Annotated in this window: 8 protein-coding genes and 1 pseudogene; 2 read left to right on the top strand and 7 right to left on the bottom strand. The window is 69.6% G+C overall.

The window, feature by feature from the left end; all coding sequences use genetic code 11:
• Positions 1-122 (bottom strand): annotated as a pseudogene (locus tag BST11_RS06570) (HNH endonuclease); the annotation flags it as partial.
• A gap of 106 nt (positions 123-228) precedes the next feature.
• Between BST11_RS06570 and BST11_RS06565 the strand changes: the two are divergent.
• Complete coding sequence (locus tag BST11_RS06565; RefSeq protein WP_083137174.1) at positions 229-618, top strand: globin; 390 nt, start codon at positions 229-231, stop codon at positions 616-618.
• Positions 618-2198, top strand: coding sequence for a glycoside hydrolase family 13 protein (locus tag BST11_RS06560; protein ID WP_083137154.1), 1581 nt, complete (start codon positions 618-620; stop codon positions 2196-2198). The genes BST11_RS06565 and BST11_RS06560 overlap by 1 nt, the downstream gene beginning before the upstream one ends.
• A gap of 13 nt (positions 2199-2211) precedes the next feature.
• On the opposite strand, the gene BST11_RS06555 is transcribed toward BST11_RS06560, so the two are convergent.
• The 6 genes from BST11_RS06555 to BST11_RS06530 form a co-directional block, all read right to left on the bottom strand.
• Positions 2212-2886: a DUF8010 domain-containing protein gene (locus tag BST11_RS06555; protein ID WP_083137153.1), complete on the bottom strand. Its 675-nt coding sequence runs from the start codon at positions 2884-2886 to the stop codon at positions 2212-2214.
• Positions 2871-3287 (bottom strand): acyl-CoA thioesterase, encoded by a 417-nt coding sequence (locus tag BST11_RS06550; protein WP_083137152.1) that lies wholly within the window; start codon positions 3285-3287, stop codon positions 2871-2873. Before BST11_RS06550 ends, BST11_RS06555 begins: the two co-directional genes overlap by 16 nt.
• Complete coding sequence (locus BST11_RS06545; RefSeq protein WP_083137151.1) at positions 3284-8134, bottom strand: NAD-glutamate dehydrogenase; 4851 nt, start codon at positions 8132-8134, stop codon at positions 3284-3286. Before BST11_RS06545 ends, BST11_RS06550 begins: the two co-directional genes overlap by 4 nt.
• Positions 8135-8211: 77 nt before the next feature.
• Entirely contained in the window at positions 8212-9888 is a 1677-nt protein-coding gene (ettA, locus tag BST11_RS06540; protein ID WP_068208182.1) for an energy-dependent translational throttle protein EttA, read from the bottom strand.
• Between the two features lie 80 nt (positions 9889-9968).
• Positions 9969-10478: a single-stranded DNA-binding protein gene (locus tag BST11_RS06535; RefSeq protein WP_083137150.1), complete on the bottom strand. Its 510-nt coding sequence runs from the start codon at positions 10476-10478 to the stop codon at positions 9969-9971.
• Between the two features lie 209 nt (positions 10479-10687).
• On the bottom strand, positions 10688-12688 hold the full coding sequence (locus tag BST11_RS06530; protein ID WP_083137149.1) for a bifunctional copper resistance protein CopD/cytochrome c oxidase assembly protein: 2001 nt from the start codon (positions 12686-12688) through the stop codon (positions 10688-10690).
• Positions 12689-12709 lie beyond the last annotated feature (21 nt).

The raw sequence follows: 12709 nt of genomic DNA, 5'->3' as shown, positions 1-12709 counted from the left end.
GTATCGGCGCCGGCCGTGGGGCGGTGGGAAACGCTATGCAGGGGTGACGCGGTTGCGGGCCCGGTTAACCCTGCCGCGGCACCGGAACTGCGGTGGCCGCGGCGTCTCTTGCCATGCGCCATGGATCCTCCGCCGATAGTCCACCATGATTTGCCGCCGAACGCACCCTTATTGCTGGTGCGAGGCGTGTCGATCGGGTGAACACCGCGATGCATCACAATGGAGGCGATGACCCAGGTGAGCTTTTACGATGCCGTCGGCGGCGCCGAGACCTTCGATGCGATCGTGTCGCGGTTTTACGCGCAGGTGCCCGAGGACGAGATTTTGAGCCAGCTGTATCCCGAAGACGACCTGGCCGGCGCCGAAGAGCGGTTGCGCATGTTCCTCGAGCAGTACTGGGGCGGCCCGCGCACCTACTCCGAGCGGCGCGGGCACCCGCGGCTGCGGATGCGTCACGCCCCGTTCCGCATCACCCCCATCGAGCGCGACGCCTGGCTGCGGTGCATGCACACCGCGGTCGCCTCCATCGACTCCCGCACGCTTGACGACGAGCATCGCCGCGAGCTGCTCGACTACCTCGAAATGGCCGCGCACTCCCTGGTCAACGCGACATTTTGATGCCGGGCAGCAGGAGCGCCGAGCCGTGGTGGACGAGCGCGGTCTTCTACCAGGTGTATCCGCGGTCGTTCGCCGACAGCGACGGCGACGGGATCGGTGACCTCGACGGGCTGACGGCCCGCCTGGAACACCTGCAACGACTGGGCGTCGACGCCATCTGGCTCAACCCGGTCACCGTCTCCCCGATGGCCGACCACGGCTACGACGTCGCCGACCCCCGCGACATCGACCCGTTGTTCGGCGGGCTGGCCGCATTCGAGCGCCTGGTCGACGCCGCGCACCGGCGGGGCATCAAGGTGACGATGGACGTGGTGCCCAACCACACCAGTTCCCAGCACCCCTGGTTTGTCGCGGCCCTGGAGGCCGGGCCGGGCACGGCGGCGCGGGACCGCTACTACTTCCGCGACGGGCGCGGCCCCGCGGGCGAGCGGCCGCCCAACAATTGGCTGTCGGTGTTCGGCGGGCCGGCCTGGACCCGGGTGACCGAACCCGACGGCAACCCGGGCCAGTGGTATCTGCACCTGTTCGACGCCGAACAGCCCGACCTGAACTGGGAGCACCCCGACGTCTTCGACGACTTCGAGAAGACGCTGCGCTTCTGGCTGGACCGCGGGGTGGACGGGTTTCGCATCGACGTGGCGCACGGGATGGCCAAGCCGTCCGACCTGGCCGACGCGCCCGAGGGCCTGGCCAAGATCCTGCGCCACAACGACGACGACCCGCGGTTCAACCACCCCCGCGTGCACGACATCCACCGCGGCATCCGCGCGGTCGTCGACGACTATCCCGGGGCGGTGACCGTCGGCGAGGTGTGGGTCACCGACAACGCCCGCTGGGCGGAGTACCTGCGGCCCGACGAGCTGCATCTCGGGTTCAACTTCCGCCTCGCCCAAATCGACTTCGCGGCAAGCGAAGTCCGCGACGCGATCGTCAACTCGCTGGCGGCGACCGCGCTCGTGAACGCCACCCCGACCTGGACGCTGTCCAACCACGACGTGGGCCGCGAGGTCACCCGCTACGGCGGCGGCGAGCTCGGGCTGCGCCGGGCGCGGGCCATGGCGATGGTGATGCTCGCCCTGCCGGGCGCGGTGTTCATCTACAACGGCGAGGAGCTGGGCCTGCCCGACGTGCCGCTGCCCGACGAGGTGCTCCAGGATCCGACGTGGGAACGCTCCGGGCACACCGAACGCGGGCGCGACAAGTGCCGGGTCCCGCTCCCGTGGTCGGGCGCCGCGCCCCCGTTCGGGTTCTCCACCGGCGCCGACACCTGGCTGCCGATGCCGGCGGACTGGGCGGCGCTGACGGTGGAACGGCAGCTCGGCGACCCCTCGTCGACCCTGTCCTTTTTTCGGCGCGCGCTCCAAACCCGCAGGGAGCGCGGCGAATTCCGCGGCACCGAGATCGAGTGGCAGAAGTCGCCGCGCGGCGCGGTGGTGTTCCGGCGCCTGGACGGGGGCCTGGTGTGCGCGCTCAACGCCGGCCGCCGCCCGATGGCGCTTCCGCAGGGGGAACTCATCTTGGCCAGCGCGCCGCTGGTTGACCGGAAGCTGCCGCCGGACGCGGCGGCGTGGCTGGTCTGACCCGCGCGAGGCTTCAGCGCAGCACCAGCGCGGCGTGGCCGCGGCGGCGGTACACCGAGCCGAACTTGGCGTCGATCCGCAACCACGACGGCAGGATCCGGACCCGGACCGCCTCGTCGGCGGTGGCGCCGGCGGGCGACTGCGGCAGGAAACCCATGGCGGTCAACGCCAAAACGCAGCGCATCGGCAACCCGACGCTGACGTCGGCCGAGCTGACCCGGATGACCTCCTGGTCGAGCAGCGAGACCGGCGGGCCGTGCGAACTACCGTGCTCCTTGGCGAGTTGCGCGCCGCGCTGCGCCAGGTCCAGCATCACCCGGGCGGGCACATCGTCGAGGTGGGTGAAGCCGGATTCCGGCGGCAGCGCCGCACGCCACGCGGAGTCCATCGCGAAGCCCGGGTCGACGTAACCCGAGGCGTCGGCCGCCGACAGGCCGCGCGCCAGGGAGTCCGCGGCCACCGACAGGTCGTCCGGCCGCACCCTGCCGACCACCACCCGGCTGGCCAGCACGTCGAAACCCGTTGCCACCCAGGCGGTCAGCTGCCCCGCCGATCGCGCGCGCAGCCGAACGACCGTGGAGCCGTCCAGCCGCAGCGCGTGATCGACGAACGCGGCCAGGTCCCCGCGGTGCGCGGGGTCACGCAGCCACAGCCCGCGCTCGGCCGCCCTGTCTAGTCCCGGATCCACCGCTGCAGATACTCCCGATGGTGCGGCGCCAGGCGCACCAGCCGCTGCTCCTCGATGTGGACCGCCGCCAACTGCGTCTCGGCGACGACGGCGGGCCTCGACGCGGGGTCGGCGTTGACCGATCGGACCTCGTAGCCAAGCGTGAAGTCGACGGCGCGCAGCCGTTTGGTCCACGTGGTCACCTGCAGCGGCGAATCGGTCAGCCGCAGCTGGCCCTTGTAGGTGACCCGCACGTCGGCGATCAGCAGCCCGATGCTGGTGATGTCGGCGGCGAACGGCTCGTGGAGGAACTGCACCCGCGCCTCTTCGAGGATCGTGACCATGGTGGCGTGGTTGATGTGCTGGTACATGTCGATGTCCGACCAGCGCACCGGGACCGGCGCGACGTACCCGATGCTCAACTCGACGATCCCCTCCCGCTGGTGCGTGTCATCCGCCGGATCTGCCGCGCGGCAACCGACAGCGTGGCGAGATCCTTTGCGCCGCTTTCCTGTATCTCGGTGAGCGTCCGGCGCGCGCGCTCCACCCGGGAGGCGCTCATCTGCTCCCACTCCCCGATCTTCTCTTCGCCGCTCTCGTCGGGTTCCCCCACGGCCAGCACGTCAAAGCACAGCGACCGCAGCGAGGAGTAGATGTCGTCGCGAATCGCCAAGCGCGCCAACGACTGCCAGCGGTCGTGCCGCGGCAGCTCGGAGACGGCGGTCAGCAGGCCATCGGTGCCCAGGCGGTCCATCAGCGCAAAATAGGTGTCCGCCACCTCGGCGGTGTCGATCTCGGTGATGTCGGCGACGTCGATGATGTCCAGCAGGCTGTAGCGGTACAGGCCGGCCGCGACCATGTAGGCCAGCTCGTTCGGTGCGCCCTGCGACGCGAACTCCGCGGCCTCCTTTTCCACGATGGCCTTGTCGTCGCCGCGCAACCACTCCGACATCCGGGGTGTCAGCTCCTTGACCTTCGCCGCGAACCGGTTGATCTCGGCGCCGACGGCCAGCGGCTGGGGGCGGTAGTTGAGCAGCCAGCGCCCGGCGCGGTCGATCAGCCGGCGGGTGTCCAGCGTGAGCCGGTCCGACAGCGCGACGGGCAGATTCGCCGCACGGACCTGCCGCCAGATCTCGCTCACGCCGAAGATCGCATCGGTGGCGACGTAGGTGCGCACCGCGTCGATCGGCCCGACACCGACGTCTTCGGTGATGCGGAAGGCGTAGCTGATGCCCGCGGTGTTCACCAAGTCGTTGACCAGCATCGTGGTGACGATCTCCCGGCGCAGCTGGTGGGTGCGGATCTCCGGGGTGAACCGTTCGCGCAGCGGCGCCGGAAAGTATCGCGGCAGGCGGGATGCGAACACGTCCTGCTCCGGCAGCTCGGTGGTGAGCATGTCCTCTTTGAGCGTGAGCTTGACATGCGCCATCAGCATGCACAGCTCCGGGGACGTCAGCCCCAACCCGGCCTCGAGGCGACGGTGGATCTCCTTCTCCGACGGCAGCGCCTCCAATTCCCGGTTGAGCCCGCGGCTTTCGAGGTATTTGATCTGCATCGCGTGCACCGGCAGCAGGCTGGCCGCATTGGCGCGGCTGGTGCCGATCAAGTCGTTTTGCTCTTCGTTGTCGGCGAGCACCAATCGCGCAACCTCGTCGGTCATCGACTCCAGCAGCTCTTTGCGCTCCTCGGCCTTCACCTTGCCCGCGGTGACCAGCGAATCGATCAGGATCTTGATGTTCACCTCGTGGTCGGAACAGTCGACGCCGGCGGAGTTGTCCATCGCGTCGGTATTGATTCGCCCGCCCGACAGGTCGAACTCCACACGGCCCAGCGCCGTCACGCCGAGGTTGCCACCCTCGCCGATCACCTTGGCGCGCACCTGATTCCCGTTGATGCGCACCGGGTCATTGGCGCGGTCGCCGACGTCGGCGTCGGACTCGGACTCCGCCTTGATGTAGGTGCCGATGCCGCCGTTGAACAACAGGTCGACCGGCGCCTGCAGGATCGCCCGGATGAGCTCCGGCGGGGACATCTCGCCGGCCTCGCCGGCGATGCCCAGGGCGTCGCGGACCTGCGGGCTGACCGGGATGGCCTTCTGTTCGCGGCTGTAGACCCCGCCGCCCTCGCTGATCAACGAGGCGTCGTAGTCGCCCCAGCTCGAACGCGGCAGGTCGAACATCCGCCGGCGTTCCTCCCACGACCGCGCGGCATCGGGATCGGGATCGAGGAAGATGTGCCGGTGGTCGAAGGCGGCCACCAGCCTGATGTGCTTGGACAGCAGCATGCCGTTACCGAACACGTCGCCGCTCATGTCTCCGATGCCGACGACGGTGAACTCCTCGGACTGGGTGTCGACGCCCATTTCCCGGAAGTGGCGCTTGACGGCCTCCCACGCGCCCTTGGCGGTGATGCCCATGGCCTTGTGGTCGTAGCCCACCGAACCGCCGGACGCGAACGCGTCACCAAGCCAGAACCCGTAGGACTTGGCGACGTCGTTGGCGATGTCGGAGAACGTGGCGGTGCCCTTGTCGGCGGCCACCACGAGGTAGGCGTCGTCGCCGTCGCGGCGAATCACCCCGGGGGGTGGGCTGACCTTTCCCGTTGCGTGGTCGACGTTGTCGGTGACGTCGAGCAGCCCGGAGATGAACAGCTGATAGCACGCGACGCCCTCTGCGCGGCTGGCGTCGCGGTCGACGGCGGCATCACCGGAGGGCAGCGGCGCGCGCTTGAGCACGAACCCGCCCTTGGCGCCGACCGGCACGATGACGGCGTTCTTCACCGCCTGCGCCTTGACCAGCCCGAGAATCTCGGTGCGGAAGTCGTCGCGGCGGTCGGACCACCGCAGCCCGCCGCGCGCCACCGGGCCGAAGCGCAGGTGCACGCCCTCGACGCGTGGCGAGTACACGAAGATTTCGAACTTCGGGCGTGGCAGCGGCAGCTCGTCGAGCAGCTGGGCGTCCAGCTTGAGGGCCAACGCATCCCGGGCGCGAGCCGAACCCTCACGCGTCACAAAGTAATTCGTCCGCAGCGTGGCCTGAACCAGCGACGCGAACGCGCGCAGGATGCGGTCGGTGTCCAGGCTCACCAGGGCGTCGATGTCCGCGGCGACCGCGGCGGCGGCCGCTTGCGCGTCGCGCGACGTCGGCCCCCCCGATTCCCTCGGGTCGAAAAGCGCCTCGAACAGCGTGACCAGCGACCGCACCGTCGAGGGGTGCTCGTTGAGCACCGATTCGATGTGGGACTGGCTGTAGGGAAAGTTGGCCTGCCGCAGGTACTTCGCGTAGGCGCGCAGGAGGACGGCCTGCTGCCAGGTCAGCCTTGCGCGCAACACCAGCTCGTTGAAGCGGTCGATCTCGACGCGGCCCTGCCAGATCGCGGTGACCGCGTCGGCGAATCGCTCGGCGGTGGCGTCGCGTTCGGCCTCCGTGGTCGCGAGGCTGATCGTCGGGTGCGGCTGGATCTTGAACTGGTAGATCCACACCGGCATGCCGTCCGGGCGGGCGACGGTGAACGGCCGCTCCTCCAGCACGACCACCCCCATGCTCTGCAGCATCGGCAACAGCTGGCTCAGCGAGGCGGCGTGAGCGCCCAAAAACCATGTCAGCTGGGCGATCCCGTCCTCGCCGCGGTCGGAGAACACCAATTTGACCGAACCGTCGGACAGTTCGTTGATGATGGCGATGTGCGCGATGGCGTCGGTGGGCGTGACGGCCTGCTTGTAGACCTCGCTGAAGGCGGAGGCGTAATGCTCGGCGTCGGCGTGCGAGACGGGGGAATCGGAAAGGTCGGCGGCAGCGGCGATCAGGCGATCCCCCCACGTTCGCGCGGCCTCACTCAGCAACCCCTGGATCCGGATTCGGTTGGCTTCCGACGTGTCGACGGGCGCGGCGGCGGGGCTGGTATCGTCCTCCTGGGGCAACCGAACCATGAAATGCATGAGCGCCCAAGGCGATTCGCTCACACGAGCGGTGAACTCCAGCCTCGTCCCGCCGAATTCGCGGACCAGGATGTCCTCCATCTGCAACCGCACCGCGGTGGTGTAGCGGTCGCGCGGAAGGTAGACCAGGCAGGAGACGAAGTACTGCAGCCGGTCGGCGCGCACGAACAACAGCGCACGCCGCTGCGATCCCAGGTCCACCACCGCTTTGGCCATCGTCAAAAGCCGTTCGGCGCTCAGCGTGAAAAGCTCCGAGCGCGGGACGGTCTGGATGACGTCGAGCAGCAGCTGGCCCGGGTGGATGGGGTCGCTGTCGGCCATCGCGAGCGCTTCGCGGACCCGGCGCGAGATCATTGGGATTTCCAGGACATCGGCGTTCATGGCCGCGACCGTGAACAGCCCCACGAGGCGGTGCTCGAGTACACCGCCGTCGTCGCTTTTTTCGCGAACGGCGATCACGTACGGATAGGCGCCGTAGCGCAGGTAGCTGCCGACGACGGATTGGGCCAGGACCAGCAGGTGACCGTCGTCGGTCAACCGCGGGCGCGAACCGGTGCGCGTGCGCAGGACGCCGAGGCCGGTGGGGCCATCGCTGGACACCAGCTTGTCGTGCACCCGGCAGCGTTGGTAGCCCAGCAGCAGGAAGTTCCCCTTGCCCAGCCAGCGCAGCAGCTCCGCGACGTCCCGGCGGTCCGGCGCCGCAAAGCGGTCGCCGGAGTTGGTTTCGACGGCGGCGGCCAGCTCTCTCAGCGTGCTGATCAACCCGGCGGCGTCGGTGGCGACCTGCTTGACGTCGGCCAGCACCCTGGGCAGCAGCCGCTCCACCTCGGCGAGGGTCCTGCTGTCGACGGATGGCGACAGCGGGACGTAGATCCACGCTTCGCCGTCGTACTGCGACGCGCCGGGCGCTTTGGGCGCGATGCTGAGCAGGTCGCCCTCGGCGTTGCGCCGCACGTCGAACACCGGCGTCATGATCCCCGCGTAGGCGACACCGAGCCGGTGCAGCAGGACAGTGACGGAGTCCAGCAGCATGCTGCCGTGGTCGGTGACGACCTGGAGCGCGGGTCCGAACCCGTCGGTGTCGTCGGCCGGGTACACGCAGACGCAGCTTCCGCTTTGCGCGCGGCACTGGCCGAGCCGGTAGTGGGCGCGCAACATCGCGGGGGTCACCATGTCCGAGGGGTCGGCGGGTGTGGCGGTGTCGGGTTCTTCTCCGCGCGGACCGCGATAGCTTTCGACGTAGGCGTTCGCGATCCAGTCGGGAATGTCGTCACTCGTGGTGAACGCGGTCCACGGCTTGAAATCTGGCTTAGCACCGGGATCGATCGTCATGCCGATTGCTCCCAACTCGCGACGGACGCCGGCTGCGCCGATCGCCTCGCCCGGCAGCGGGCTTGGCTAACCCGACACTAGTCGCGCGTGAGCTTGCGGTGGGTCACTCGGTGCGGCCGGGCGGCCTCCTCGCCGAGCCGCTCGACCTTGTTTTCCTCGTACGCCCCGAAGTTGCCCTCGAACCAGAACCACTTGGCCTCGTTGTCCTCGTCGCCTTCCCAGGCCAGGATGTGCGTGCACGTGCGGTCGAGGAACCAGCGGTCGTGCGAAATCACCACCGCGCAACCCGGAAACTTTTCCAGCGCGTTCTCCAGCGAGCTCAGGGTCTCGACGTCCAGGTCGTTGGTCGGCTCGTCGAGCAGGATCAGGTTGCCGCCCTGCTTGAGCGTCAGCGCCAGGTTCAGCCGGTTGCGCTCCCCGCCGGACAGCACGCCGGCCGGCTTCTGCTGGTCCGGGCCCTTGAAGCCGAACGCCGACACGTAGGCCCGCGACGGCACCTCGCTCTGGCCGACCTCGATGTAGTCCAGCCCGTCGGAGACCACTTCCCACACGGTCTTCTTGGGGTCGATGCCGGAGCGGGCCTGGTCGACGTAGCTCAGCTTGACGGTCTCGCCGATCTTGACGGTGCCGCTGTCGGGCTGCTCGAGCCCGACGATGGTCTTGAACAGCGTGGTCTTGCCCACCCCGTTGGGGCCGATGACCCCGACGATTCCGTTGCGCGGCAACGTGAACGACAGGTCCTTGATCAGCGTGCGCCCGTCGTAGCCCTTGTCGAGGTGCTCCACCTCGACGACGACGTTGCCCAGCCGGGGCCCGACCGGGATCTGGATCTCCTCGAAGTCGAGCTTGCGCGTCTTTTCCGCCTCGGCGGCCATCTCCTCGTACCGCTGCAGGCGGGCCTTGCTCTTGGCCTGGCGGGCCTTCGCCCCGGACCGCACCCACGCCAGCTCGTCTTGCAGGCGCTTTTGCAGCTTGGCGTCCTTGCGGCCCTGCACCGCCAGCCGCTCGGCCTTCTTCTCCAGATAGGTCGAGTAGTTGCCCTCGTACGGGTACGCGCGCCCGCGGTCGAGCTCGAGGATCCACTCGGCGACGTTGTCCAGGAAATACCGGTCGTGGGTCACCGCCAGGATCGCCCCCGGGTAGGCGGCCAGGTGCTGCTCGAGCCACTGCACGCTCTCGGCGTCCAGGTGGTTGGTCGGCTCGTCGAGCAGCAGCAGATCCGGCTTGGACAGCAGCAGCTTGCACAGCGCCACGCGGCGGCGCTCGCCGCCGGACAGGTTCGTCACCGGGTCGTCCGGCGGCGGGCAGCGCAGCGCGTCCATCGCCTGCTCCAGCTGCGAGTCGAGGTCCCACGCCTCGGCGTGGTCCAGTTCCTCCTGCAGCCGGCCCATCTCCTCCATCAGCTCGTCGGAGTAGTCGGTGGCCATCAACTCGGCGACCTCGTTGAAGCGGTCGAGCTTGACCTTGATGTCGCCCAGCCCCTCTTCGACGTTGCCGCGAACGGTCTTCTCCTCGTTCAGCGGCGGCTCCTGTTGCAGGATGCCGACGGTGGCGCCGGTGGCCAGGAAGGCTTCGCCGTTGTTCGGCTTGTCCAGGCCGGCCATGATCCGCAAGACGCTCGACTTGCCGGCGCCGTTGGGGCCCACGACGCCGATCTTGGCGCCCGGGAAGAAGCTCAACGTGACGTCGTCCAGGATGACCTTGTCGCCGTGCGCCTTGCGGACCTTTTTCATCGTGTAGATGAACTCAGCCATGCCGCGGTGTTGCCTTTCTGGTTTTGCAGAATGATCCCGCCGACCATCCTAGGCACCGCGCGGCGGCCCCATTGCCGCAGCTAAGCCGACAGCGACAGCGCCCCCGGTTCCGCGTCGGACCCGGTGGCCTCGGATGCTGCGGACTCCGCACCGTCGGCGTCGTCGCCGTCGTCGGCGGTTTGTCCCTCGCCGTCGCCCGAGGCCGCCGCGACCTCGCCCGCACTCGGACCCGTGTAACCGGGCTTTTCGATGCGCACGATCGCGCGGGACACGTCGGGCCCGACCGACGTCGCGCGCATCTCCAGCGACGACCGGCGATTGCCGTCCCGGTCCTCGTACTCGCTGGTGTACACGTGACCGACCACGATCACCGGTGCGCCCTTGCCCAGTGCGGCGCCGACTCCGGTGACCAACTTGCCCCAGCAGTTCACGTTGATGAACAGCGAGTTTCCCGGCTCCCAGCCGCCGTCGGCGGTCCGGCGGCGCGAATTGCTGGCCACCCGGAACTTCATGACCTCCTGGGTGCCGACCTGCCGGCGCTCGGGGTTGTTGACGATGTGACCCACGACGGTCAGCGGTGTTTCGAACATTGACTCATTTCCTTTCGTGTCGCGTGTGTGCCGGTTGCCATTCAGCGCGCGGGCAGCGACAGGGCGGGGCGGCCGGTGCGGCTCGGCGCGCACCGTGTGGACAAGGCCCCAACTGTGGATCGGCGGCTCCGAACCTGGGGGCTTTGATTCGGCGGTGACGGCGGGGGCTACTCGCACTTTTCCGCCCTGAACGCAGAGTCAACGCAGCGTCAGGGCTCGCGGCGCGCCAGTTCGGCCAGCATCGCGTTGTAGGCGGCCAGCTCGGCGTCGTCGTCGCGCTCGGCCGCGCGGTCCAGCCGCCGGGCGGTGCGCTGGTCGCTGCGCGCCCATTGCACCAGCAGCGCAAGCATCACGATCACCAGCGGCACCTCGCCCGCCGCCCACGCGATCCCCCCGCCCAGTCGCTGGTCGCCCAGCAGGTCGGTGTGCCAGCTCAGCCCCAGCGACCGGTAAAAGCTCGCGCCGAGCACGGTCTTGGTGCCCATCAGCACCACCCCGAAGAAGGCGTGCAGCGGCAACGACGCGAACACGACGGCCACCTTGGCCAGCGGCGGGAGCGGCCGCGGCGTGGGGTCGACCCCGATGACCACCCAGTAGAACAGGTAGCCGCTCAGCAGGAAGTGCACGTTCATCGCCAGGTGGCCGGCGTGGCTGCTCACGGCGATGTCGAACAGGTCCGACAGGTACAGCCCGTAGAACCCGGCGACGAACAGCACGGTCGCCACCACCGGGTTGGTGAGGAACCGCGACACGTGGCTGTGCAGCGCGGCCAACAGCCATTCCCGCGGGCCGGGCGGGTCGCCCCGGCCCGCGGCGGGCAGCGCGCGCAACGCCAGCGTGACCGGGGCGCCGAGCACCAGCAGGATCGGTACCAGCATCGACAGGCCCATGTGGGCGACCATGTGCATGCTGAACATCGCCGGCATGTACCTGCCGACGCCCGACGACGTCACGAACAGCAGCGCCAGGCAGCCCAGCAGCCAGCTCAGGGTCCGGCCCGGGGGCCAGCCGTCGCCGCGGCGCCGCAGCCGCACCACCCCCGCGACGTAGACCGCGGCGAGGACGATCGCGGCGCTGCCGAAGATCAGGTCGAAACGCCAGTCGAACAGGATGCGCGTCACGGTGGGAGGCCCGTCGAAGTCGTAGCCGATCTCGGCCTCGGCGACGGTGGGCAGCCGCGCCGGAGGCGGCGGCGGGGCGGTGCGGCCCAGCCCGACGGCGATGCCGAAGGTGAGGCCGAACACCGCCGCCTCGATCAGCGCGAGCCTGACCAGCGCCCCGCGGGAGGTGCCCGGATTGGCTTGCAGCGCAGCCACTCCCGAGCGCCGCTGGCGCCAGCCCAGGACCCCCAGCGCGCACAGCGCGACGAATTTGGCGACGACCAGCCGCCCGTAGCCGGTGGTCAGCAGGTCCGACGGCAGCACGCGCACCAACGCGTTCACCAACCCGCTCAGCGCCATCGCCACCCAGCACCACAGCGCTACCGCCGAGAATCGCCGCGCCGCCAGCGCGGTGTGGTCGCCGCGGCGCAGCGCGTGGGCGAGCAGGGCGAGCAGGCCGCCGGCCCACAGGCCCGCGGCGACGAGGTGGATCAGCAGGCTGTTGGTGGCCAGGTCGTGCGAGCCACCGGCCGACGAGTGGCCGGTCAATCCGAGCGGGATCAGCGTCACCAGCGATCCGGCCAGCAGCACCGGCGTCCACGACCACCGCAGCACCGACGCGCTGGCCAGCGTGACCGCCGCCGCCAGGATCGCGGTCCAGCGCCAGGCGGAGGCGGTGTTGATCATCCCGGCCAACGACCAGATCGTGACCGGGTTGAGGTGGTCGATCACCGGCTGGCCCGACACGTCGGAGATGGTCAGCGGCACCAGCAGCGCGGCGCACACCGCCCAGGCCCCCGACGCGATCGTGCCCACCCGAAGCGCGCGGTAGCCGTCGGCGTCGAGGACACCGCTGCTTTGCGGCGGCACCAGAAACGCGGCGAAAAGGAACGACCCGACGGCCAGCACCGCGGCGATCTCCCCCGCCGCCCGGACGAACGGCAGCCCCAGCGTGGTCGCCGGGCCGGGATCGGGCAGGCCGGTGGCGGTCAGCGCGCCGGCCAGCGACAGCGCGCCGATCCCCGCGGCGGTGCAGCCGGCCAACGCCGCGACGCCGATCAGCACCGGCCATAGCAGCGCGCGGCGCGCGCGCACCGGCTGGACCGTCATGCACCCAGCGTATTGGGGGTC

This window comes from Mycobacterium alsense, assembly GCF_002086635.1.
In the GTDB taxonomy this organism is placed as follows: domain Bacteria; phylum Actinomycetota; class Actinomycetes; order Mycobacteriales; family Mycobacteriaceae; genus Mycobacterium; species Mycobacterium alsense.
This window is presented reverse-complemented; position numbering and strand designations above follow the sequence as displayed.